Annotated in this window: 20 protein-coding genes and 3 pseudogenes; 6 read left to right on the top strand and 17 right to left on the bottom strand. The window is 58.1% G+C overall.

Annotated elements, in window-relative coordinates:
• Nucleotides 1-27 precede the first annotated feature (27 nt).
• The 3 genes from tcuB to KHO07_RS16145 all read right to left on the bottom strand — a co-directional run bounded on the left by tcuB (nucleotide 28) and on the right by KHO07_RS16145 (nucleotide 3,729).
• Nucleotides 28-1,185, bottom strand: a complete 1,158-nt coding sequence (tcuB, locus tag KHO07_RS16155) for a tricarballylate utilization 4Fe-4S protein TcuB (protein ID WP_150732581.1) — start codon at nucleotides 1,183-1,185, stop codon at nucleotides 28-30.
• On the bottom strand, nucleotides 1,172-2,626 hold the full coding sequence (gene tcuA / locus KHO07_RS16150; protein WP_212624868.1) for an FAD-dependent tricarballylate dehydrogenase TcuA: 1,455 nt from the start codon (nucleotides 2,624-2,626) through the stop codon (nucleotides 1,172-1,174). Before tcuA ends, tcuB begins: the two co-directional genes overlap by 14 nt.
• 167 nt (nucleotides 2,627-2,793) lie before the next feature.
• Nucleotides 2,794-3,729, bottom strand: a complete 936-nt coding sequence (locus tag KHO07_RS16145; RefSeq protein WP_150732583.1) for a LysR substrate-binding domain-containing protein — start codon at nucleotides 3,727-3,729, stop codon at nucleotides 2,794-2,796.
• A gap of 423 nt (nucleotides 3,730-4,152) precedes the next feature.
• On the opposite strand from KHO07_RS16145, the gene KHO07_RS16140 reads away from it, so the two are divergent.
• A complete protein-coding gene (locus KHO07_RS16140; RefSeq protein ID WP_212624867.1) occupies nucleotides 4,153-4,701 on the top strand; it encodes a cytochrome b in 549 nt (182 codons plus the stop codon).
• 64 nt (nucleotides 4,702-4,765) lie between these two features.
• Here the strand turns inward: KHO07_RS16140 and KHO07_RS16135 are convergent, their stop codons facing one another.
• From KHO07_RS16135 to KHO07_RS16115, 5 genes are all read right to left on the bottom strand, one after another.
• Nucleotides 4,766-5,710, bottom strand: a complete 945-nt coding sequence (locus KHO07_RS16135; protein WP_212624866.1) for an alpha/beta hydrolase — start codon at nucleotides 5,708-5,710, stop codon at nucleotides 4,766-4,768.
• Between the two features lie 77 nt (nucleotides 5,711-5,787).
• Complete coding sequence (locus KHO07_RS16130; RefSeq protein WP_150779184.1) at nucleotides 5,788-6,810, bottom strand: transketolase family protein; 1,023 nt, start codon at nucleotides 6,808-6,810, stop codon at nucleotides 5,788-5,790.
• The gene (locus KHO07_RS16125; protein WP_212624865.1) at nucleotides 6,807-7,655 is read right to left on the bottom strand and encodes a transketolase; all 849 of its coding nucleotides are present in this window, start codon (nucleotides 7,653-7,655) and stop codon (nucleotides 6,807-6,809) included. Before KHO07_RS16125 ends, KHO07_RS16130 begins: the two co-directional genes overlap by 4 nt.
• A 17-nt stretch (nucleotides 7,656-7,672) precedes the next feature.
• Nucleotides 7,673-8,971 carry an MFS transporter gene (locus KHO07_RS16120; RefSeq protein WP_212624864.1) on the bottom strand — a complete coding sequence of 433 codons (1,299 nt, stop codon included), beginning with the start codon at nucleotides 8,969-8,971 and terminating at the stop codon, nucleotides 7,673-7,675.
• A gap of 100 nt (nucleotides 8,972-9,071) precedes the next feature.
• Nucleotides 9,072-9,821, bottom strand: coding sequence for an SDR family NAD(P)-dependent oxidoreductase (locus KHO07_RS16115; RefSeq protein ID WP_212624863.1), 750 nt, complete (start codon nucleotides 9,819-9,821; stop codon nucleotides 9,072-9,074).
• A gap of 195 nt (nucleotides 9,822-10,016) precedes the next feature.
• On the opposite strand from KHO07_RS16115, the gene KHO07_RS16110 reads away from it, so the two are divergent.
• Nucleotides 10,017-10,934 (top strand): LysR substrate-binding domain-containing protein, encoded by a 918-nt coding sequence (locus KHO07_RS16110; protein WP_212627645.1) that lies wholly within the window; start codon nucleotides 10,017-10,019, stop codon nucleotides 10,932-10,934.
• Between the two features lie 301 nt (nucleotides 10,935-11,235).
• On the opposite strand, the pseudogene KHO07_RS16105 reads toward KHO07_RS16110, so the two are convergent.
• Nucleotides 11,236-11,462: pseudogene (locus KHO07_RS16105) on the bottom strand (hypothetical protein); the annotation flags it as partial.
• A gap of 314 nt (nucleotides 11,463-11,776) precedes the next feature.
• Between KHO07_RS16105 and KHO07_RS16100 the strand changes: the two are divergent.
• From KHO07_RS16100 to KHO07_RS16090, 3 genes and pseudogenes are all read left to right on the top strand, one after another.
• Nucleotides 11,777-12,208, top strand: a pseudogene (locus tag KHO07_RS16100) (MFS transporter); the annotation flags it as partial.
• A 4-nt stretch (nucleotides 12,209-12,212) separates the two neighbouring features.
• Nucleotides 12,213-12,764 (top strand): annotated as a pseudogene (locus KHO07_RS16095) (4-carboxy-4-hydroxy-2-oxoadipate aldolase/oxaloacetate decarboxylase); the annotation flags it as partial.
• A 2-nt stretch (nucleotides 12,765-12,766) separates the two neighbouring features.
• Entirely contained in the window at nucleotides 12,767-13,432 is a 666-nt protein-coding gene (locus tag KHO07_RS16090; RefSeq protein ID WP_212624862.1) for a PrpF domain-containing protein, read from the top strand.
• 222 nt (nucleotides 13,433-13,654) lie between these two features.
• Here KHO07_RS16090 and KHO07_RS16085 read toward each other — a convergent pair whose 3' ends face one another.
• From KHO07_RS16085 to KHO07_RS16075, 3 genes are all read right to left on the bottom strand, one after another.
• Nucleotides 13,655-14,101, bottom strand: a complete 447-nt coding sequence (locus KHO07_RS16085; RefSeq protein WP_212624861.1) for a GNAT family N-acetyltransferase — start codon at nucleotides 14,099-14,101, stop codon at nucleotides 13,655-13,657.
• 157 nt (nucleotides 14,102-14,258) lie between these two features.
• Nucleotides 14,259-14,705 carry a GNAT family N-acetyltransferase gene (locus KHO07_RS16080; protein ID WP_212624860.1) on the bottom strand — a complete coding sequence of 149 codons (447 nt, stop codon included), beginning with the start codon at nucleotides 14,703-14,705 and terminating at the stop codon, nucleotides 14,259-14,261.
• A 206-nt stretch (nucleotides 14,706-14,911) separates the two neighbouring features.
• The gene (locus tag KHO07_RS16075; protein WP_212624859.1) at nucleotides 14,912-15,349 is read right to left on the bottom strand and encodes a GNAT family N-acetyltransferase; all 438 of its coding nucleotides are present in this window, start codon (nucleotides 15,347-15,349) and stop codon (nucleotides 14,912-14,914) included.
• 696 nt (nucleotides 15,350-16,045) lie between these two features.
• On the opposite strand from KHO07_RS16075, the gene KHO07_RS16070 reads away from it, so the two are divergent.
• Nucleotides 16,046-16,405 carry a DUF6124 family protein gene (locus tag KHO07_RS16070; RefSeq protein ID WP_212624858.1) on the top strand — a complete coding sequence of 120 codons (360 nt, stop codon included), beginning with the start codon at nucleotides 16,046-16,048 and terminating at the stop codon, nucleotides 16,403-16,405.
• Nucleotides 16,406-16,474: 69 nt separating this feature from the next.
• Here the strand turns inward: KHO07_RS16070 and katG are convergent, their stop codons facing one another.
• The 5 genes from katG to KHO07_RS16045 all read right to left on the bottom strand — a co-directional run bounded on the left by katG (nucleotide 16,475) and on the right by KHO07_RS16045 (nucleotide 22,307).
• Nucleotides 16,475-18,733 (bottom strand): catalase/peroxidase HPI, encoded by a 2,259-nt coding sequence (gene katG / locus KHO07_RS16065; RefSeq protein ID WP_150732588.1) that lies wholly within the window; start codon nucleotides 18,731-18,733, stop codon nucleotides 16,475-16,477.
• A 343-nt stretch (nucleotides 18,734-19,076) separates the two neighbouring features.
• A complete protein-coding gene (gene phnE, locus KHO07_RS16060) occupies nucleotides 19,077-19,844 on the bottom strand; it encodes a phosphonate ABC transporter, permease protein PhnE (protein ID WP_150732589.1) in 768 nt (255 codons plus the stop codon).
• Nucleotides 19,841-20,668, bottom strand: coding sequence for an ABC transporter permease (locus KHO07_RS16055; protein WP_150732590.1), 828 nt, complete (start codon nucleotides 20,666-20,668; stop codon nucleotides 19,841-19,843). Before KHO07_RS16055 ends, phnE begins: the two co-directional genes overlap by 4 nt.
• A complete protein-coding gene (locus tag KHO07_RS16050) occupies nucleotides 20,662-21,459 on the bottom strand; it encodes an ATP-binding cassette domain-containing protein (protein WP_212624857.1) in 798 nt (265 codons plus the stop codon). Before KHO07_RS16050 ends, KHO07_RS16055 begins: the two co-directional genes overlap by 7 nt.
• The gene (locus KHO07_RS16045; protein ID WP_212624856.1) at nucleotides 21,456-22,307 is read right to left on the bottom strand and encodes a putative selenate ABC transporter substrate-binding protein; all 852 of its coding nucleotides are present in this window, start codon (nucleotides 22,305-22,307) and stop codon (nucleotides 21,456-21,458) included. The genes KHO07_RS16050 and KHO07_RS16045 overlap by 4 nt, the downstream gene beginning before the upstream one ends.
• Nucleotides 22,308-22,481 lie beyond the last annotated feature (174 nt).

Raw genomic sequence — 22,481 nt, 5'->3', positions numbered from 1 at the left:
TTGTTTTTGGAATGAGTGTTTTCACCGTCAGTCGCTGCCGGCGTTGATCGGGTTGGGTTGACGTTTTTCGATGGCGTGTTTGAGCAGCGCTGCGCTGCGGAAAATTCCATGGGCGAATTTGCTGTAGGGCATGGTCAGGAAAAACGCCATGACCAGGCCGAGATGGATAGCCAACATCAAGCCCAAGGCGCTGGTCTCACGCAAACCCAGGAGCGCGAGGCCGCTTGCGCTGACCAGGAACAGCAGCGCGATGAAGCCGCGATCCATGGGTTTTTGGTTCTCATCGCCGTGCGCAGGGTTGCGACGCAGGTTCAGCCAAAGAAGACCCGCCGGGCCGATCAGCAGGCCGATGCCACCGGCAATGCCCAACATCACCGGCAAGCTGAAGACCGGATAAGGTGCCGACCACTTCAGCAGATAGTGAAAGAGCGTGGCGACACCGGTGGCGGCGAAGCACAGCATGAAACCGTAGAAGGTGAGGTGGTGGAATCGGCGTCGCCACAAAGTGAATTGATCGTCGGCGTTGTTGCAGCCTTCGCCATGGCCGCCGTCCAGGTATTTGAGCTGCGCGACGTTGGCCGTAGCCTCCAGTGCCGCGGATGTTTTCAATGGCAGTGGCGCTGCGACCGGCGAAACGTTGCGCCAGAAGCGCCGTACACCCATGGTCAAGGCAAGTACCGCAAAGCCGAACACTGAGCCGAACATCAGCGCCAGGGTGTTATGCGGGAAAATCTTGTAGAAGTTGCCCCCGGGAATGGCCGTGAACAGGTTGCCCATGAGCATCAGGGTCAGGCATAAAAACAAGGCCAGTCCCCCACCGCTCGCCAGCGCCAGGGTCAGGCCGTTGCGTTGATACAGCCTGCCCATCACTTGCGGCCAGGCGTATTCGGCGTAAGTATCCAGGCGCACTTTCGCCATGGCTTTGGGGATGTTGACGTCGAATTCGTGTGGGGCGGCGTACTGACAGGCGTGCAGGCACGCGCCGCAGTTATGGCACAAATTTGCCAGGTAATGGATGTCGGCCTGAGTGAATTCCAGGCGCCGGGTCATCGCCGGAAATACCGCGCAAAAGCCTTCGCAATAACGGCAGGCGTTGCAGATGGTCATCTGCCGCTGGACTTCACTTTCGTCAAGATTCAGCACCGGGATCAACCCGCCCGACGCCTGGGGATCAAACAGTTGCATGTCGAGACTCCGTGTTTGCAGATAAGACGCCAAAACCCACCGAAGCGGCCGCCTGCACACCGGCGATGCGACCAAACGCGGTACCGATGGCCATGCCGATGCCGGCGGTGTAGCCCTTGCCCAGCACATTGCCGGCCATCATTTCTCCCGCGACGAACAGGTTGGGGCTCGCTTTGCCGTTGAAATGCACGGCAGCGGTTTCGTCGGTGGCGAGGCCGAGGTAGGTGAACGTGACACCCGGTTTGAGCGGGTAGGCGTAGAAAGGTGGTTTCACCAAAGGCCGCGCCCAATGGGTTTTGGCGGGCGTCAGTCCTTGGGTGTGGCAGTCGTCCAGCGCCGTGTGATCGAACGTGCCAACGCGGCAGGCGCTGTTGTAGTCCTCGACCGTCTTGACGAATTTTTCCTGAGGCAGCTTCAACTGGCGGGCAAGGTCTTGCAGAGTCTGGGCGGTGGTGCCGGGAAACACCGGCGGCATGAAGCGGCCGATGGCTTGTTGATCGATGATCGAGTACGCCTGCTGACCGGGTTGGCCGGCCACCAGACGCCCCCAGATCGCATATCGTTTTGGCCAGAAATCCTCACCTTCATCGTAGAAGCGTTCGCCATCACGATTGACCACCACACCCAGCGACACGCAGTCGATGCGGGTGCAGATGCCGCCGTCGTAGAGTGGCGCACGGGCATCAATCGCGACCATGTGGGCTTGCGTCGGATCGCCGATCACATCGGCGCCAAGGTCGAGCATGCGCCGCAGCAAAATACCGGTGTTGAATCGGGTGCCCCGGATCAGGAAGTTGTCCGATGGCCATTCACCGCGTGCGTTCTGACCCCACGCTTCGCGCAGCCATTCACGGTTGGATTCGAAGCCACCGGCCGCCAACACGCAGGCCCGGGCTTCAATGCGTTCGGCGGCGAAATGCCGACCATCGACCTCATGTTCGCCCACATGGGCGGCGACGAATTTCCCCGCATCCAGTTCGATGTCGGTCACTTGCGCGTTGTAGCGAACTTTTACACCCAGGCGCTCGGCGCTGCGGAAATACGCATTGACCAGCGCTTTGCCGCCGCCCATGAAAAAAGCATTGGTCCGCGCCACGTGCAGCGCGCCGGACAGCGGTGGCTGAAAATGCACGCCGTGCGAACGCATCCAGTCGCGGCAAGAAGACGATGCCCGAATGGCAATGCGTGCAAGCTTTTCATTCGTAAGGCCACCGGTAACCTTCAACAGGTCTTGCCAGTATTCTTCTTCCGGATAGGCATCGATCAGCACGTCCTGTGGTTCGTCGTGCATGCACCGCAGGTTACGGGTGTGTTGGGAGTTGCCACCGCGCCAGATTTTTGGAGAGGCTTCCAGCAGCATCACGCTGGCGCCCGCTTCTCGCGCCATCAGAGCGGCGCACAAGGCAGCGTTGCCACCCCCTATGATTAAGACATCGATCATTATCGCTCCTCGATTTGCAAGGAGGCGGGAACGAAGTGCTCCTTGCGAGTGGGGAGAACGATAGGGTGGGGAAGGCGTGGTCGAAAGGCTGCTTTTGACCCGGGGTGTTTAGTTTTTCTAAAGGGCTTGTGGTCAGGAGAGGCTTATGTGTCCGGGTGGAAGGAGGACTACGCGTCTGCCTCTTCTATCCACGTCGCGCCAGGCCACTGTTTGTCGACGACCAACTGTCGCGCCACATCGACGATGACCAACCGCGTTGCCAGGGCAGCCGGGGAGAGTTCGTCGTCAGCCAGCGTCGCCAGAAGATTGCGCCGGCCCACATGGGAATCGGCAATCCTGATCAGCGAAAGTCCGGATCCGTCTTTCAATGCAGCGGCCGCCCCCGGTTGTATCGTTGCCGCATGACCGGCCCGAACGGCGTTCATCAAAACGGCGAGACCGTCGACCTCCATAATGACATTGGGTGTTAGCCCGACCCGCTCGAACGCGCTCATCAATGCCGAGCGCAATCCATGTTGCGCGCTGGGCATCACCAGCGGCAGACCGCCGAGGTCGGCTAACTGCACGCTATCACCCGAAGGCGCTAGAGGCAGGCTGGGCGAGGCAATGACAAACAGCTTTTCATCCAGCAACGGAGTCACGCTCCAGCGTTTACCCCCTTCGAGCTGGAACAGGATGGCCAGGTCAATTTGCCGTGCGTTGAGCTGCACCGCCAAGTGGCCGGAAAGCATTTCCACCAAATGCAGTTGTATGTCCGGATAACGCGTACGCATTGCATTGATCAGCGGCAACGCGAGCACCGTCGCGGTGGTCGGTGGTAAACCGACGCTGACATACCCGCTCATTCGCCCGCGATGGGCGGCCATGATCGCGTTTTCCGCCTGGCGTAACGTCAGTTGGGCATGGTGTAAAAACGCAAATCCGGCGCTAGTGGGCGTCACGCCGGTGGAGGTTCGATTCAGGAGGCGGGTGCACAGTTCGCTTTCGAGCTTGGAGATTTGCTGACTGAGGGCTGACACACCAACGTCCAGTTCAAGTGCCGCACGCCCCAGGCTGCCAAGCTCGATGATTTTTACGAAATAGCGCAGTTGTCTCAATTCCAATGCGTGTGCTCCCGCGAATTTGTTAATCAAAGACTGAACGTTTGCCACGCCAGTTACGAAGCCCCAAGAGGCAGTATTGTCGCAGGTCTGGGTTGACCGTTGAGCGCGTGCGCGTTGTCGAGAACGGGTAGCCGTTGACCCGAAGCTGTCATCGAGCCTGTCGCCCGGGACCAGAACAGCGACGAACCGCCCTGGCCACAGCACTGACGAAGCGCGGGTTCCGAAGAGCGGTAAGTCGTGATGCATCGACCGGTTGAATCCATAACCCATTGCTGAGCTTCGCTTTTGGAGTAAGAAGCCTGGCTGCCGGGCTGATCGGAATGTATCGAGCTATTCGATTTTTATAAGCAGTAATTGTTATTTTTTTTCGATAAGTTATCGAGGCAATAATCCATCCACGATTGAACTGAAAAGGCATACGGGATGGCAAAAGCAGAGAGTTACACCAGCACGGCTAAGTGGCTGCATTGGGGGATGGCGTTGCTCTGGATGGGTGCCTGGTTCATTGGAATCCTGGCCACGCACTGGCGTGATGAACTCAATGCGCATCATGAGCTGACATTCCTGCACAAAGCGATGGCGAGTACGCTGCTGTTTTTGATTGTTGTGCGTATCGCCTGGAGGATCACTCACCCCGCGCCGGCATTGCCCGCGGCGATGAGCCCGCTGATGAAGCGGGGGGCTTTCCTGGGTCACTTGATGCTTTACGCAATCGCGCTAATCGGCCTGCCACTTTCTGGCTGGTATTGGAGCTCTGTGGCAGATAAACCCATCCTCGTGGCCGGGCTGTTTCAGCTACCGCCTATGGTCGGTCCTGATCAAACGCTTTATGAATTGGCAAAATCGATTCATACCTATGTTGCCTGGCTATGTGGAGCCTTGGTGGGAGGGCACGTCCTCGTGGCGCTTACCCATCACTTCGTTGAAAAAGATGAAGTGTTGAAAGGCATGCTGCCGGGTCGTCATTCGTAAGTGGGTTCGGGAGTAGGCGCACAGGGAATAGAGGGCGGCTTATTATTCGCTCTCTCTACAACTCTCAATGCATTCCTAACGCACGCCTAAGTACTCGAAGGATATCGAGTGCAGACTGTTCAGTAATGCACCCCGGACTCTGGTCGAACATGTGTGGCGCGCCGGGGTAAACATGAATCTCAACGGGTACACCAGAGCGAGACAATCGCATAGCAAACGCGACGTCCTCTTCGAGGAACAAATCCAGCGCCCCTACCGATAGAAAAGTACGTGGCAAATGACTCAGGTCTGTATGCAGGGCAGGTGAAAGCAAACCGATCCGCTCATCATCCAGCGCGTAATTTCCGCGCAAGCACCGCCAGCAAAACTGGTTGGCTTGGGGCTGCCAGCCAATTATCCCCGTGGTGCTGTTCTTGTGAGGTGAGTCTGCAGTGCCTGAGCGGTAATCCAGCATCGGATAGATCAAGACTTGCCCCGCGATGGGATATGTGCCTCGGTCACGAGCCAGAATAGCCAGAGCTGCTGCCAGTCCTCCACCGGCACTGTGCCCCATGACGACTAATTTGCGTGTGTCGATATTGAGGGCTTGTCGATTCTCAAATAACCAGCCAAGCGCCGTGTAGCAATCTTCAAGGGGAATGGGGAAGGGGTGCTCGGGTGCAAGGCGGTAATCAACAGCGACGATGATCGCCTCCAGTTCTTCGGCCAGATCGGCCAGATAGTCGTCTGCCATTTCAGGTTGCCCGAGTACAAAACCACCGCCGTGGATATACAGGATCGCAGGAAAAGTTTTGCGCTCTGCCGCGACAACGGGCTTGTAAAGACAAAGGCGCAACCGCTCCCTGTCGTGAGCAGTTGTCCATACGGATTCACAACGCGTGTGTCCTGACGATTTGAACGTCGCATGGACACGCGTTCTGATGGCAGGCAGCGTATCCAGCGTCCAGGCTTCTGCGACAGGAGTCAAAAAGCTTCGGAACGCTGGATCAAGCAGTTCATGTGGTTTCAACGTTCTGCCCCTTTTTTCTCATGTGAGGAGGCGCTTCAAATAGAAGCGCCCTTCACGTGAACTACACCAAGATGGCGCTACAACCAGGCTTTTATTTGCGCACAAACGGCTGGTGTTGAGATGCCATACCGATCATGTAGCGTCGGCAGAGCGCCCGCGTCCAGGAACGCGTCAGGTAAAGCGATTTGGCGGAAGGTAGGCGTCACTCCATTACGCAGAAGTAATCCGGCAACGGCCTCGCCGAGTCCACCGATAATCGAGCTGTTTTCGGCTGTCACCACTAGGCGTCCGGACTTGCGGGCTTCGGCCAGGATGGTCTGTTCATCCAGCGGCTTGATGGTGGGTACGTGCAGCACTGCAACATCAATCCCATCCGCCTGGAGCTGCTTTGCCGCTTCCAACGAACGCATGGTCATCAGCCCCGTAGAGATGATCAGGACATCGTTACCGGTGCGCAGTGTCTTGGCTTTACCGATCTCGAATTTGTACCCGTACTCGTCCAGCACCAACGGGACATTGCCACGCAACAAACGCATGTAGACCGGGCCTTGATGAGCGGCGATTGCAGGCACGGCCTGCTCGATTTCCAGCGCGTCGCACGGATCGACGATCATCAGGTTTGGCATTGCGCGGAAGATCGCCAGGTCGTCCGTGGCCTGGTGGCTCGGGCCGTAACCGGTGGTTAGGCCGGGCAAGCCGCAGACAATCTTGACGTTGAGGTTTTCCTCGGCAATCGCCATGCAGATGAAATCGTAGGCGCGACGGGAGGCAAACACGGCGTAGGTAGTGGCGAAGGGTACAAAACCTTCCCTGGCCATACCTGCAGCTGCACTCATCAGCAACTGTTCGGCCATGCCCATTTGATAAAAGCGATCCGGATGCGCCTTGGCGAAAATGTGCAGGTCGGTGTACTTGGACAGGTCAGCAGAAAGACCGACGATGTCCGAGCGCTGATCCGCCAATGCAGCCAATGCGTGTCCGAACGGGGCCGATTTAGTCGCTTGGCCTTCTGAGGCAATGGAAGCGATCATCGCCGAGGTGGTCAGGCGTTTTTTGATTGGCTCGCCAGTCGAAGTCGGCGTGTTAGCGGCGTTGCTCATTGGTCTTTTCCTTCTTCAAGGTTGCTCAGTGCCAGATCCCACTCGTGTTCTTCCACGCGGATGAAGTGGGTCTTCTCGCGGGTTTCCAGAAACGGCACGCCTTTGCCCATTTTGGTGTCGCAGATAATCACGCGGGGTTGGGCGGTTGGATGGTTGCGCGCGGCATCGAAGGCGGCGACGAGAGCATCAAGGTCATTGCCATCGACGCGCTGGGTGAACCAGCCGAACGCCTGCCATCGATCGACGATGGGTTCGAATGACAGAATTTCGCTGGAGTAACCGTCGGCTTGCTGGTTGTTGACGTCGACGATGGCGATCAGGTTGTCGAGTTTCCAGTGCGAGGCCGACATCACCGCTTCCCAAGTCGAGCCCTCATTCAGCTCGCCGTCCGACAGCAGGTTGTAGACGAAAGAGGAGGAGCCTTTGCGCTTGAGGCCCAAACAGGCACCGACCGCGATGCCCAACCCCTGGCCCAGCGAGCCTCCGGTGATTTCCATGCCCGGTGTGTAGGCGGCCATGCCCGACATCGGCAGGCGGCTGTCATCTGATCCGTAGGTTTCCAGCTCTTCGAGCGGGATGATTTCCGCTTCGATCAAGGCGGCGTACAGCGCAATGGCGTAGTGGCCGATGGAGAGGTAGAAGCGATCACGCTCTTCCCACTCAGGATCGTCAGGCCGATGGTTCATGGCATGGAAGTAGGAGACTGCCAGCAGGTCGGCAGCACCGAGGGCCTGGCCAACATAGCCCTGCCCCTGGACTTGGCCCATTCGCAGTGCATGGCGGCGAATGTTGTGCGCGCGTTCAACCAGAGTCGTGGATGAAGCGAGTGAAGGATTAGTAGTCATGGTGAAACTCCATTAACTCAACGATTGACCAGGGCGGCGGGAATGCGCAGTACCAGAGTGGCTCCGGCGAACAGCACGCCAGTGATCAGGTACATGCCGATGGCACTGGAGCCGGTCATTGTGGTGATCCAGCCAATCAGATAAGGCGAGCAGAACCCGGCGAGGTTGGCGAAGCTGTTTACCGCTGCGATGCCAGCGGCGGCAGAAACGCCTCCGAGCAAAGTGGTGGGTAACATCCAGAACAAAGACGTCGCAGACAAAATGCCGGAAGCGGCCAAGCAAAGACTGAGGATGGACAGCGTTGGATTTCCACCCATCAGCGCTGCCAGACTCAGGCCGATAGCACCGGCAATCATCGGAATAATAAGGTGCCAGCGGCGCTCGCGATGTTTGTCACCACTTCGTCCCACCAGGAGCATGGCGGCAATGGCACAGAGGTAAGGCAGGCTGGTTAGAAAGCCGATATGCAATGGATCGGAAACCCCCGAATTACGTACCAGGGTGGGCAGCCAGAAGGTGATTGCGTACTGCCCCATCACCACACAGAAATAGATGGCCGCCAGCAACCACAGGCGACGGTCGCGAATGAACTCACCGACAGAGGCATGGGTGACTTTGTGCTGGTTGTCTTCGGCTAGCTCCCGAGTGATCAGTGCTTTTTCTTCCTCGTTGAGCCAACTGGCCTGATGCACCCCGTCTTTGAGGTAGCTCAATACCAGAAGACCGACAACGACCGTGGGTACAGCCTCCAACACGAACATCCATTGCCAGCCTGCCCAGCCATGCATGCCGGCGAAGTGGTTCATGATCCAGCCGGAGAGAGGGCCACCCACCATGCCTGACAGCGGAATGGCGATGAACCACAACACGGTCATGCGGGCGCGACGATAGGATGGAAACCAGTAGGTGAGGTACAGCAACAGGCCAGGCGCCAGACCGGCTTCGGCGATACCGAGCAGAAAGCGCAGCGCATAGAACTGCCAAGCTGTTTCGACGAAGGCAAACAGGGCGGAGACGATGCCCCAGGTGATCATGATGCGCGCGATCCAGACGCGTGCACCGACCTTGTGCAGGATGATGTTGCTCGGCACTTCGCACAGGAAGTAACCGATGAAGAACATGCCGGCACCCAGCCCGTAGACCATTTCGCTAAGCGCCAGATCGTTCATCATTTGCAGCTTGGCAAAGCCGACGTTGACGCGATCAAGGTAAGCGCACAGGTAGCACAGCATCAGGAAGGGCATCAAGCGCCAGGCCGTTTTCCGGTAGGCGTTGGAACGCACGGTCGAAACCGCTTCGAGCGACAGGGTAGTCATGATGGTCTGATCTCTTGTTTTTATTGACTGCCAGGCCATGAGACCCGGCTACGTCATCGATCCAGAACCGCACGAGCCGCAAAGGCCCGCCCAGGTGTACTCAATGAATCAGCATGCCGCCGTTCACATCCAGCGTGATGCCTGTGAGGTAAGAGGATAGGTCGCTGGCCAGAAACAGGGCGGCGTTGGCGACATCCTGTGCTGCACCGAGTCGGCCCAGGGGAATGCCGTCGATGATCGCGTGGCGGCGTTCGTCCTGCATCAGGCCACCGGTGATGTCGGTATGAATCAAACCAGGGGCGATGGAGTTGACGCGAATGTTGTCCGGCCCCAGTTCCCGTGCCATGGCTTTGCCCAGACCCAGCACACCGGCTTTGGCCGCACTGTAATGAGGGCCACCAAAAATGCCGCCGCCCCGCTGAGCAGAAACGGAAGACATGCACACAATGCTGCCGGAAGATTGTTGGCGCATGTGCGGAATTACGGCCTGCGACATCAGCAGTGTGCCGCGCAGACTGACGTCCAGCACCTTGTCGTAGTCTGAAGGGCGGATGTCCAGAGTCTTGAGTGGCTGAGTAATGCCGGCATTGTTGACGAGGACGTCGATGCGGCCGAAGTACTCGATGATTTTGGCAATGGCCTGCTGAACCTGCGATTCGTCAGCAACGTTGGCCGCAAGACCGAGATGACCTTCGCCCAAGGAAGCTGCGGCATCACGGGCAGCGGATTCATCCAGGTCAAGGATCACGACGTGAGCGCCCTGTTGCGCGAAAGTGGTCGCTGTAGCGCGGCCAATGCCACGGGCAGATGCTGCACCGGTGATGATTGCGACTTTGCCTTGGAGAAGCATGGAGGAGTACCTCAAATTGTTTTTATTGGGTCGATCCGTCAAGAACCGATGACTCAGCTTGTTCTCCAGGGATGGTCTGAGCAATAACGCGAATGTCACTCGATGCTGAAAAAAATTCAGCACTCGTCAATGCAGTTGTCAGGTGATTGAATGAAAGACAAATCTAATAATCGTAAAAAATGCAGTGGGGGTGCCATGCGCACAGATGCTGATACACCAATCATCCTGCCACCGCTGAGAGCAATTCAGGCCTTCGAGCAAACGGCGCGCTTCGGGAATGTTGCCAGGGCGGCGGAAGTATTGGATTTGACGCCATCAGCTGTGAGTCACCAACTGGCCAAGCTTGAGGGGATGATAGGCAGGCAATTATTCGTTCGAGCGGCACGTGGTGTCTCTCTGACTCCGGTGGGGGAGCAATACCTGAAAGAAGTCTCCGGGATCCTGCACAGCCTTGCAGTGGCAACCGAGCGCGCTGCCAGCGATGTCAGTCTCGATTGTCTGCGGCTGCACTCATCGCCCAGCTTCGGCCTGCTCTGGTTGATGCCGCGATTGGAGGCATTCCGTGCAAGTCATCCTGATATTCAGCTCAACTTGTCATGCTCTTACGAGTCACTGCACTTCAGCCGGGACAAGATTGACGTGGATATACGCCATGGCATGCCCAACTGGCCAAGCTATGAGGTTCGCACAGTACAAAATGAAGAGTTCGCCGTTCTAACTTCACCCAAATTGCTTGCGCAACGACCTATCCGGGGTGCGTCGGATCTACTCGATTGTGACTTGATATTGTCTGAAGCAACGCTGCTCAGGTGGCCGCAATGGTTCGCCCAACACGGATTGGCTCGACCGGAAAAGCCCTACGCATTGAGCTTTGATCGATCCTATATGTCACTGGAAGCTGCCAGCCACGGGCTTGGATTCGCACTAGAAAGTACGCTGCTCGCGCAGAAGTACCTGGCGTCCGGCGCTTTGGTCGAAGTCGCGCCCGAATCACTCAACGCTCCGGTGGCCGCTCATCATCTGGTGTTTCCAAAAGCGCACTCCAGCTTTCCGCGCGTCAGACGCTTTTTAGAGTGGATGGAAAGTGAGCTAGAACATGAGTTTGCGTATTGAGTATCCGTAACGTCTTAACGTGATGCCAAGCGGTCAGCAGTTTTTTGCGGACGAAAAAAAGCCCGCGATGGGGAGGGCGGGCTGGGAATCACAAAAGGAGCTGGACCCACCATATGCCGATCAATGTGAAAATCTTGTGATAGATGGCGAACTACTTTCAGCTTCGCTCGCTAGTCAGTCGCCAACCGGAAGATATCGACCCAATACTGCCGGCCAGCAATAGCTGAAATTGGCCGAAACCAGCCTGTCATGAAGATCCTGAGCTTTTGAGCGCCTTCATTAAACCGTTAGTACCAATGGCTCGCATCATCTCTGGTGATTTGCTCAGCCGAAGGTGCATCTCCTCCAATACGTCTTCATGCTCCCAGCGTCGAACTCGTCGTTCCGTGCTCGGTGTGCACTGCAATTTCAACGCGCAGCCCTGGCATTTCCCACCACCGACAACGTATCTGACGCCATCACCTCGCGGGCCTGCTTGGCCATCGAGCTGAGTTGATTTCGATCGGAACCGACGTTGGTCACCTCGTGCACACATTTGAGTTTTGAGCTTGGCAATTTTCTCTTCCAGCCGCACTTCGTTTCACGCCATCCCGAAAAGCTGATCGTGCTGTTTCTCTCGATCCTGGCGTCGTGGAAGTTGCCCAAACTATTGAATGTTGCGGTTGGGTGTCGTCGCTGGCGATGCTCATAAGAAAAACCGATACCCGCTTAAGGATTTCCCGGAGGCGGGGTAGGCACTTGCGCTTTAGAGTCACGCCCAACGTTCGACTGTTGGGGGCCTCTGCTGGTCGCGTCATTTCCCGAGCCTGTCGGATTTTTCACAACAATAAGAAAGTGAAAGCATGAGTAACGAAACCGTCGATATCAAAGCGTGGATCGACAACCGGCCGGTTGCCCGATATCAGTGGCTCATCATGTGTCTGTGTTTTTTCATTGTCCTGTTCGATGGCTTTGACGTCGCGGTGATGGGCTTCATCGCCCCTTCGCTGATTCAGGAGTGGGGGCTGTCCAAAGCGGCGTTCGGCCCGGTGATGAGCGCCGGCATGGTTGGTCTCGCTATCGGCGCGTTGACCGCCGGGCCTTATGCGGATCGGTTGGGACGCAAGAAGGTGCTGTTGATCGCCGTGACCGGCTTCAGTGTATTGAGTCTGGCGTGTGCGTTCGCCCGCAATCCCTACGAACTGGCGGCTTTGCGTCTGTTGACAGGCGTTGCGCTTGGCGCCGCATTGCCTAACACCACCACGCTGCTTTCCGAATACCTGCCTGAGCGCAATTTCGGCTGTTAGCGGTTCGGCGGTCACGGTGCTGGTGGCGCCGGGCGATAACTGGATGTTCCATGTGGCGGTCGAGCAATGCCGCCCGGGCGATATCCTTGTGGTCGCACCGAGTTCGCCGTGCACCGACGGCTATTTCGGCGACTTGCTGGCGACGTCGCTCAAGGCCCATGGCGTGCGTGCGCTGGTGATCGACGCCGGCGTGCGTGATACCCACACCCTGCGCGAGATGGGGTTTCCGGTGTGGTCCAGGGCAATCAGTGCCCAGGGCACGATCAAAGAGACCCTCGGTTCGGTGAACCTGCCGTTGGTGTGTGGCGGTCAGTTGGTCCATCCCGGAGACGTAGTGGTAGCCGATGACGATGGCGTGGTGGTCGTGCGGCGCAGTGAAGTAGCGCACGTGGTGGAGGCGAGTCGCGCACGGGCCGATCTGGAAGAGCAGAAGGCCCTGCGTCTGGCCAACGGCGAGTTGGGCCTGGATATCTACAACATGCGTTCGCGCCTGGCTGAAAAAGGCTTGCGCTACGTCGACAGCCTTGACGACCTCGGAGAGTAAACATGGCGCAGACCCGCATTCCTTGCGTGCTGATGCGCGGCGGTACGTCCAAAGGCGCGTATTTCCTGGCGCAGGATTTACCCGATCAGCCAGTACTGTGCGACCGTGTGCTGCTGGCGGCCATGGGCTCGCCGGATGCGCGACAGATCGATGGCATCGGTGGCGGTGACTCACTGACGAGCAAGGTTGCGATCATTCGCCAATCTTTGCGTAGCAACGCCGATGTCGATTACCTGTTCGCTAAAGTTATTGTCGATGAGCCCCGGGTCGATTACGGCCAGAACTGCGGCAATATTCTGGCCGGAGTCGGACCGTTTGCCATTGAACGTGGCCTGGTCGCGCCGCCCCACGCGGGTGGAGCGCTGAGCACGCGCAGCTTCATTCCCCATCGTTGCCACACCAGCATTGGGGTGTTCGGCGCTGTCAGCGTGGCAGCGGCATGCTTGATTCCGGGTAGCGTGGTTGCAGACCTGGCCTGTGTCGGTGAGGGCACAGTGAAGCACTTATCGATTGAACATCCGACAGGAGAATTCACCGTAGAGTTACGTCTTCGTGATGGTCAGCTGGTCAGCTGCGGACTTATCCGAACCTCCCGATTGTTATTCGATGGGGCGGTATGCATTCCCGAAGCGTTATGGAGTAGTAATCCAGTCGATTGCACGGAGTGATCTGGGTTATCAATTGAAGGGCGGAATCTGATTGATGTGTGAGACCGGAAGGCGAGTTAGAGCCGCAGTTGGCCTGAGGTTTTCACCAAGGTGAAGGTCCGCTTTTGGCGAGATCTGCCTGTCATGAAGGGCTGCTATAAACCGGTTTCTGCACATTGTGAGGGGCAGAAACCGACCCTTTGCAGACATCCGAGTCAGAGGGTTGTTGACCGATATACTGGTTTAGGTGTCGCCTAGCAGCTTGATGTGACTGGCATGGTCATCTTCTGTTCGCATGAAACCGCAGTGCAGGTAAAACGCGTCTCCTTCGGGCGTATCGGTGTATAGACGTACGCTCTGAAAGCGAAGAGTGGCATGTGCGAGCAGCGCTTTTACTATCGATTGACCCACGTGTTGCCCCCTTGAAGAACCTGCGACGTAAACCCGTCGCAGCCTTGCCGTATTATTCGCGCCAAATGGATCAACTGAAAGGCCTCCGATGCCTATAAGTTGCTGGTTGAAATACGCCGCTATAAGGCATTCTCCAGGTGCATCGAAACGATTCGCTCCGGAGTGCCATTCGGCAATGAGCCGAGTGAGAAATCTGAAACCCTCTCCAACTGCCTCTTTTTCCAAGGTCAGAATCTGTGGCGGCAGGTGCGTGATGTGATGAATATCGACTTGTTTCATGCCTCGTCCTTGATTTGGTGCTGTGCTGTTTTGGCTGGTCGAGGATCTTCGTGTGCACTCTATGAGATATGCAAATGGCAGCTATCAACCCAAGGCGCCATTCAGGAAGCTCATGTCCCCATAAATATTCGCCATGAGTTGAAGGACTATCCAATCGTCATTTGATATGCCGGTAAACCTTAGTTGTGCGCATCGAGAATCCTGCTCCCTCGTATAAACGATGGGCAGACTCACGGTTTGGGTTTGATGTTAAATCCAGTGTTCTCGCACCGAGGTCATGGCTTTTTTCTATTGCTGCTTGTATGAGTGCTTTGCCGACGCCTTGACCTCGAGCACTGGCATCTACTACGACGTCTTCGATCCAGGCGCGAATGCCTGTCGGAATGCGGAAATGAATTAGGGTTAATGCCCCTAGAATGCTTCCTCCACCTGCTGCTCTCACTACCAATAAGTCGGCGCACTCTGAATCCACTATCTGCTTGAGATCTTCCATTGTCATCGCTTGAGTGCTTTTGGAAAGCTGTGGGAGAAGGTCATTCAAAGATCTGAGCAGCATAGGATCGGTTTCTTGAACCACCTCAACAATAGCGGATTGGTTTGTCATTGGAGATCCTCAGTGAAGGGGAGGTGAAGCTTCGATGGTTCAATTCGACACCTTACTCCAAAGCGTCTGCGAGTGACCGTTTCTGGCAGATCGGTGCCTGTAAAAAAGGGGAGAGTGCGACCCATTGCGGACGCGGACCAGAATTTGGTTAAGGGGCGGGCTTTAGCCCGGTCCCAGTGAGCGAAGCGAGCGGTTTGAACCAGTTGTTATGAATGTTTTACTAGCCGTTTCTTTAAGTGATACAGGTTAGTCCCGATTGGTCGATCCTCAAGAACACCATAAATCTCATACCCATGCCGCTCATAGAACTGTTTAGCATCAACAGTTTTTAAGAATGCAACTACTGCCCCATTATTGGCGCCTATCGTTTCTGCTTTTTCCAGTAGCATAGAGCCAACTTTTTTACCTCGATGAGATTCTTTAACCCAAAAGGTATCAATTTCTAAGCCATCCCAATAACAATTACAGCTTATTGCACCGATGTAGTCGCCTACTTCATCGCGTGCAACCACCATAAATTTTTTATCTTCCGATTCTGGCGGTAGATCCGGATACTGAATTCGAAGAAATTCTGAAAACCTATTATTCAGAACTCCTTGATCCTTTTCTGTTGGAGAATCCAATATATCGATCTTGATTTCCACTTTATTGCCCCATCATTCAATTTTGAGGTGCCATACGGCTTTTGGCATAACATTCCATGTTCATGCGTAATCCCTTGAGCAATCAAAAAATCGAGTCTGTAAACGCGATATCAAGAAGGGGGGGAAAGTGGCATATTTTTTTGCACAATACTGACGTATCAGTTGCGTGTCCATGGTCCGCTACTGGCCGATTGCAGCCTGTCGCGAAGGGCGGGTTGAATCCACAGCCCAAAGCGGCCCTTTGACGAAAGATAGATAAGGAAAGTCGAATGTGTTGTTTTCCTGGGTGGGCTGTCGAGGAAGAGCAGGCGGCTCCTACAGGGGGAGTGGCTGGCTGTTTTAAACGTTGTTGGAAGGGGCGTGTTTAAGCGTCCGACAGCTTACTTCCTGAAAGCTACAAGGCCTTGCGCCGTTGCCTACGGTTACGCCAGAATCCGCCGGCTTGTGCGTCTACGGGCCGGGTTTTATCGTTTGCCGGTCGCTGAAAAACAGCGATCGGGTTTGGTAGCCCGGATTAGCTAGTCGCATAGATCCATCGTTTTCAGGTCCCTGTCGGGCTCTGGATTATGGTGGCCATGCGCAGGGCTCCTAAGGGGGCGCCGGGTCCTAGCTACCGGTCTACCAACCCGCGTATGGCCGCCACCCCTCGTTTGGTAGCGAGGTGAAGGCTCCTTCATTTCAGTTAGGAGTTTCACTATGTTCAAAGTAACGCCAAACCCCCCCGAATCCGATCCAGCATCCCCGTACGAACCCGACTCAAAAAAGCTCAACGAAGCCGCCGAACGCGCGCTCAACTTTCACTTCCCGTCGACGGCCGATATCAACGCGACGCCGCGCACGGTCTGCACCCTGTTTACGGTTGATCCCGAAGCCACGAGCGAAACCCTGATGGTGTATCTGGTCGAAACGCTGGCCTCGGTCGACGTGATGGTTCACCAGTTGGTGGATCATCTGGATGGCGGGTCGCGCAACGCGCTGCTGGGTATTTCCAACAGCGTGATGCTGGCGGAAATCACCGCGAACCGGATACTGGATCAGATCGATCCGCCTGACTGAAGCGATGACTGCGGCGCAAAAAAAACCACCCCGACACGTTCAATGCCGGGGTGGTTTACAGACGCTCAACTATTTCTTCAGATCAAAACGGTCCAGGTTCATTACCTTGGTCCACGCGGCCACGAAGTCCTTGACCAGTTTCTCCTGTCCGCCGGCGCTGGCATAGACTTCGGCCAGGGCCCGCAGTTGCGAGTTGGAGCCAAAGACCAGGTCGACGCGGGTCGCGGTCCATTTCTGCTGCCCGGTTTTGCGGTCGCGACCGGTGAACTCTTCATTGGCCTCCGACACGGGTTTCCATTCCACGCCCATGTCCAGCAGGTTGGTGAAGAAGTCGTTAGTCAATGCTTCCGGCCGGCTCGTGAAGACGCCGTGGGCGGTTTTGCCGACGTTGGTGTTGAGTACGCGCATGCCGCCAATCAGCGCGGTCATTTCCGGTGCGGTGAGGGTCAGCAATTGTGCCTTGTCGATCAGCAGTTTTTCCGCCGGGACGGTGTAACGGCCCTTGAGGTAGTTGCGGAAGCCATCGGCGATCGGTTCCAGGAAGCCGAAGGATTCGACATCGGTCTGCTCCTGGCTCGCGTCCGCGCGCCCAGGCGTGAAGGGTACCGTGACGGTTTGCCCGGCATTTTTCGCCGCCTGTTCGACGCCGACGGAACCGGCCAGCACGATCAGGTCAGCCAGCGAGATTTTCTTGCCACCGGCGTTGAATTCCTGCTGGATGCCTTCGAGTTTGCCCAGCACGTTGCCCAGTTGATCAGGTTGGTTGGCTTGCCAGAATTTCTGTGGCGCCAGACGCAGGCGCCCACCGTTGGCACCGCCGCGTTTGTCGGAGCCACGGAAGGTCGAAGCCGCCGCCCACGCGGTGGAGACAAGCTGTGAAACCGACAGCCCGGAGGCCAGGAGTTTGCTCTTCAGGGCGGCGACATCGCTGTCGTTGACCAACTCATGATCGACCTCTGGAATCGGGTCTTGCCACAGCAGTATTTCGTTGGGCATTTCCGGGCCGAGGTAACGTGACAGTGGCCCCATGTCGCGGTGGATCAGCTTGAACCAGGCGCGGGCAAAGGCGTCGGCCAGTTGATCGGGGTTCTCGAGGAAGCGCCGGGAAATCGGCTCGTAGATCGGGTCGAAGCGCAGCGCCAGGTCGGTGGTCAGCATGGTGGGGTTGCGCCGTTTCGACGGGTCGTGAGCGTCCGGGATGATGCCGGCACCAGCGCCGTTTTTTGGCGTCCACTGGTGTGCGCCGGCCGGGCTCTTGGTCAGCTCCCACTCGAAGCCGAACACGTTCTCGAGGAAGTTGTTGCTCCATTGGGTCGGGGTGGTGGTCCAGGTCACTTCCAGGCCGCTGGTGATGGTGTCGGCGCCTTTGCCGGTGCCGAATGTGTTGCGCCAGCCAAGGCCCTGCTCTTCGAGGCCTGCAGCTTCCGGTTCCGGCCCGACATTGTCCGCAGGCCCTGCGCCGTGGGTTTTACCGAAGGCGTGACCACCGGCGATCAGTGCCACGGTTTCTTCGTCGTTCATCGCCATGCGGCCGAAGGTTTCGCGAATGTCCAGGCCGGCGGCGACCGGGTCCGGATTGGCTTCGGGGCCTTCCGGGTTCACATAGATCAGGCCCATTTGCACGGCGGCCAGCGGGTTCTCCAGATTGCGGCCTGGCTCGACACGAGTGTCTTCGTTTTCGCCAGGCTCGGCCACGAGCGGGCCTTCGCCAGGTTTCTGCATCGGTTCATCGTTTTTGCCGTAGCGGGAGTCACCGGCCAGCCATTTGCTTTCCGAACCCCAGTACACATCTTCGTCCGGTTCCCAGACGTCGGCGCGGCCACCGGAAAAGCCGAAGGTCTTGAAGCCCATGGACTCCAGCGCGACGTTGCCGGTGAGCACGATCAGGTCAGCCCAGGAAATATTGCGGCCGTATTTTTGCTTGATCGGCCAGAGCAGTCGGCGCGCCTTGTCCAGGCTGACGTTGTCAGGCCAGCTGTTGAGCGGGGCAAAGCGTTGCTGCCCGGAACCGGCGCCGCCGCGCCCGTCACCGGTGCGATAGGTCCCCGCGGCGTGCCAGGCCATGCGCACGAAGAGCGGGCCATAGTGGCCGAAGTCGGCGGGCCACCAGTCCTGCGAATCGGTCATCAGCGCCGTCAGGTCGCGCTTGACGGCTGCAAAGTCCAGCGCCTTGAACGCCTCGGCATAGTCAAAGCCCTCGTCCATGGGGTCGGACAGGGACGAGTGCTGGTGCAGGATCTTCAGATTCAGTTGGTTAGGCCACCAGTCACGGTTGGTTGTGCCACCGCCAGCGGCCTGATGAAACGGGCATTTCGATTCAGTTGCCATGTGTGAGCTACCCTCGGTCGTGTCATTCAGCTATCCGTCCCGGTTCATGGGCGGACAGCGGTGATTGAAATCAATGACTCAGGCTTCTGGCCCTGCATTTCGATCCTTTGATCGTTGTGGCCATGCGGGCATTCTGAATACAGGCAACGCGCTTGCCGACAGGATGACCCACGGTACGCCCAGTCAGTTGCTGACTCGTTCTTATCTCGTTATCAGGTCTCGGCCGGCCAGATGGCACCGGCGTTAGATAATGCTAGTCGCCCCTTGGGAAGTCAGCTAATAGCCACAGTATTGGTCGCTGATAGGCGAAATCTTTCAGGGGCGAGCTGTTGTGCAAAAGCCGTCAGGCCTTTACCCAGCGTTGACGGCTCCAGCTGCTCAACGTATCGACAGCGAATACCAGTAATAGCATGGCCAGGATGACCGTGCTGGCTTGAGCCTCCTGAAACAGGCTGAGGCTGACGTACAGCATCTGTCCCAGACCACCGGCACCGACGAAACCGAGCACGCTGGCCATGCGGATGTTGTTCTCCCAGCGGTACAGAATGTAGGCCACCAGTTGCGGCCACAGGTTGGGCAGCGTGCCGTAACAGAACGCCCACAGTGCGTTGCCGCCTTGCAGGCGAATCGCTTCGGCCGGTTGCGGCGGGGTGTTTTCCAGCGCTTCGGCGAACAACCGGCCGAGTACGCCGGTGGTGTGCAGGGCCAATGCCAGCGTGCCGGCATTGGGGCCGAGCCCCGCGGCCAGCACCATCAGCGCGGCCCACACCAGTTCCGGCACCGCGCGCAGGGCATTGAGCACCAGACGTGAGGCGCTCTGCAGCGGCCAGCCGAAGCGTCCCGCTGCCGGTAACGCCAACACCAGGCCGAACACCGCCGCGAGCAATGTGCCCAGGGCCGACATGGCGATGGTTTCCAGTGCGCCGTGGGCGATGGCTTGCAGGTGAGCGGTGCTCAGGTCGGGGCTGAGAAAGCGCCGGGCATACGCCGCCATGCGTTCGAGATTGCCGGTCGCGCCCAACTCGCCGAGGTCGATGCCCAAGTAGATGAAAGAGGCGATGACCGCCGCGCCGATGCCGAGCAACAGCGCCAGGTTGATCAGGCGATTCATGCCAGCCTCCAGCGCAGCAGGCGGCTGAGTTGATCGGCGAACAGCACCAGCACCAGGAACGTCAGCAACAGACTGGCCACCTCGCCGCCGGCGAACATGCGCAGCGACAGGTCCATTTGCTGGCCGAGGCCACCGGCACCGACAAACCCCATCACCACCGAGGCGCGGATCGCGCATTCCCAGCGGTACACCGTGTACGAGACCAACTCCGCCGCGACATTGGGCAGAATCCCGTAAGCGAAGGCCGCGAGGCGACCGCTGCCGGCCTGCAGCAGGGCGTGGGCCGGGCGCTGGTCCACCGATTCATAGATTTCCGCGTAGACCTTGCCCAGCATGCCGCTGTAGGTAATGGCGATGGCCAGAACCCCGGCCGTGGGGCCGAGGCCGACGGCGCGCACGAACAGCAACGCCCAGACGATCTCCGGCACGCTGCGCAGAAAGATCAGCAAGCCGCGCACCGGCCAGCGCAGCCATTGCCCCCAGTAGTCAGGACGCCCAGAGCGGGATGCCGCCGACAGCGACAATGCACGACTGGCCAACAGGCTGGCGGGCACCGCCAGTAACAGCGCCAGGGCCATACCCGCCGTGGCGATGGCCAGGGTTTGCAGGGTGGCTTGCAGGAGCAACGGCAGGAAGTCTCCGTCATGGGCCGGTGGCCAGAACGCAGCGACAAAACGGCCCATTTCGCTCTGACTGTCGCTGGCTACCAGCACGCTCAAATCCAGCTCACTGAAGCGAATGCCAGGCCACAGCAGGGCAATGGCCAACAGTGTCAGCAACAGGCGGGGGCGGGTGGCCGGGTCTCGGGTATCGCGCTTCAGCATCGGGGAATCTGCACAACCAGAGGGGCCGGCGGCACCGGTGGGGAAAGCAACTGTTCGTTGGCGTAGAGCTTGTCGAGCCGTTCGCGGTCGACTTCGCTGGCCGGCAGATCGAACAGGATCTGTCCGTCTCGCAAGCCGATGATGCGGGAAAAATGCGACAGCGCCAGTTCCACCGCATGCAGGCTGGCGACCAGCGTGACGTTGTGTTCGCGGGCATGACGGCACAGCACTGAAAGGGTGTGTTCGGCCAAAACCGGGTCCATCGCGGACACCGGTTCATCGGCCAACAATACCTCGGGCGCCTGATACAGCACGCGGGCAATTCCCACGCGCTGTAGCTGACCACCGGACAGTTGCTGGCACTGGGTGAACAACTTGTCGCTCAAGTCCAGCCGGGCCAGCGCCGCGCGGGCGCCGGCAATATCCAGCGGATGCAGCAGGTTCATCAGGCTTTTGCCCAGGCCCCACTGGCCAACCTTGCCGGCCAGCACCGCCGTGACCACCCGTTGGCGCGGTGGCAGCGGCGGCGACTGGTGCACCAGGCCGATCCGCGCACGCAACCGCTGGCGCTGGCGGGCAGACAGCTGCCACGCCGGTTCCCCGAGGACTTGTAACTCGCCACTGCTCGGTTGCAGGGCCGTGGCCAGCAGGTTGAGCAGGCTGGATTTACCCGCGCCGGAAGGGCCGATGATGGCGACCTGTTCGTTCGCACCGATGTGCAGGTCCACGCCATGCAGCGCGTGGACCCCATTGGCATGGGTCAGGTTGACCCGTTTCAACTGCAAGGTCATTTGAGCAGGTCGGCAGCGCGCGCGGCTTCCTCGATACCCTTGTAGTTGTCAGGGTTGGTTTCGATGAAGCGGCTGGCAGCCTGCAGATCGAGGATTTCCTTGTCCGCCGGTTTTGCCGGATCGAGGGCCAGGAACGCCGCCTTGATTTTCGCGGCCAGCGCCGGGTCGAGGGTGCCGCGCACGGTCCAGTTGTAATCGAAGTAGGCCGGGGTGGTGGCAAATACTTTGACCTTGTTGGTGTCGACCTTGCCGGCGGCCACCAGTTTTTCCCAGACGCTGGCGTTGAGCACGCCGGCATCGACTTTGCCGGCCTGGACCCAGGCAACCGTGGCGTCATGGGCGCCGGAATAGCCGACGCGGCTGAAATAGGTTTCCGGCTTGATGCCGTCCTTGAGCATGAAATAACGCGGCATCAAGCTGCCGGACGTGGACGACACCGAACCGAAGGCAAACGTCTTGCCCTTGAGGTCGGCGAGGGATTTGACGGCCGGGTCGGCGGTGATGAATTTACTGGTGAACTGGGCATCCTGTTCACGCTGGACCAAAGGGATGGCATTGCCGGTTTTCAGGCGAGCCTGCACGAAGGTGAAGCCGCCGAGCCAGGCCAGGTCGATACGGTCAGTGGCCAGCGCCTCGACCACCGCCGGGTAGTCGCTCACGGGCACGAACTCGACTTTCATGCCCAACTGTTGTTCCAGATAGGCGCCCAGGGGTTTGAATTTGCGCAGCAATTCGGTGGGGGCTTCGTCGGGAATCGCGCTGACTTTCAGGGTATCGGCGGCTTGCGCCAGCAAAGTGCTGATGGACAGGGTCAAGCCGACGGCCAATGCGAGGGTACGCGTGAGCATGAAAGTTCTCCGTTTCATTCACTACAAAATAAGGCGATGCGACTCGCATGGACGATGAGAGGCATGGCGCAGTGAGAGGGTAGCCGAAACGGAGGGTCAGCATGAACTCCTGCTTTGCAGGCGAGGTGTTTATTCAGGCGCTCTGGCGGGCTGAAGAGCTCGCCAGACGCCGGT

The sequence above is a fragment of the Pseudomonas sp. PP3 genome (genome assembly GCF_905336995.1).
In the GTDB taxonomy this organism is placed as follows: domain Bacteria; phylum Pseudomonadota; class Gammaproteobacteria; order Pseudomonadales; family Pseudomonadaceae; genus Aquipseudomonas; species Aquipseudomonas reinekei.
Note: the sequence above shows the minus strand (reverse complement) of the source record. Positions and strands in the feature narration are given on the sequence as shown.

Coding starts and splice junctions, on each gene's coding strand:
- KHO07_RS16115 (WP_212624863.1), bottom strand. CDS start 9,821: ATGCTTCTCCAAGGCAAAGTCGCAATCATCACCGGTGCAGCATCTGCC.
- KHO07_RS16140 (WP_212624867.1), top strand. CDS start 4,153: ATGGCAAAAGCAGAGAGTTACACCAGCACGGCTAAGTGGCTGCATTGG.
- KHO07_RS16085 (WP_212624861.1), bottom strand. CDS start 14,101: ATGAAACAAGTCGATATTCATCACATCACGCACCTGCCGCCACAGATT.
- KHO07_RS16070 (WP_212624858.1), top strand. CDS start 16,046: ATGTTCAAAGTAACGCCAAACCCCCCCGAATCCGATCCAGCATCCCCG.
- KHO07_RS16110 (WP_212627645.1), top strand. CDS start 10,017: ATGCGCACAGATGCTGATACACCAATCATCCTGCCACCGCTGAGAGCA.
- phnE (WP_150732589.1), bottom strand. CDS start 19,844: ATGAATCGCCTGATCAACCTGGCGCTGTTGCTCGGCATCGGCGCGGCG.
- KHO07_RS16120 (WP_212624864.1), bottom strand. CDS start 8,971: ATGACTACCCTGTCGCTCGAAGCGGTTTCGACCGTGCGTTCCAACGCC.
- KHO07_RS16130 (WP_150779184.1), bottom strand. CDS start 6,810: ATGAGCAACGCCGCTAACACGCCGACTTCGACTGGCGAGCCAATCAAA.
- tcuB (WP_150732581.1), bottom strand. CDS start 1,185: ATGCAACTGTTTGATCCCCAGGCGTCGGGCGGGTTGATCCCGGTGCTG.
- KHO07_RS16050 (WP_212624857.1), bottom strand. CDS start 21,459: ATGACCTTGCAGTTGAAACGGGTCAACCTGACCCATGCCAATGGGGTC.
- KHO07_RS16125 (WP_212624865.1), bottom strand. CDS start 7,655: ATGACTACTAATCCTTCACTCGCTTCATCCACGACTCTGGTTGAACGC.
- KHO07_RS16080 (WP_212624860.1), bottom strand. CDS start 14,705: ATGACAAACCAATCCGCTATTGTTGAGGTGGTTCAAGAAACCGATCCT.
- KHO07_RS16055 (WP_150732590.1), bottom strand. CDS start 20,668: ATGCTGAAGCGCGATACCCGAGACCCGGCCACCCGCCCCCGCCTGTTG.
- tcuA (WP_212624868.1), bottom strand. CDS start 2,626: ATGATCGATGTCTTAATCATAGGGGGTGGCAACGCTGCCTTGTGCGCC.
- KHO07_RS16090 (WP_212624862.1), top strand. CDS start 12,767: ATGGCGCAGACCCGCATTCCTTGCGTGCTGATGCGCGGCGGTACGTCC.
- KHO07_RS16045 (WP_212624856.1), bottom strand. CDS start 22,307: ATGCTCACGCGTACCCTCGCATTGGCCGTCGGCTTGACCCTGTCCATC.
- katG (WP_150732588.1), bottom strand. CDS start 18,733: ATGGCAACTGAATCGAAATGCCCGTTTCATCAGGCCGCTGGCGGTGGC.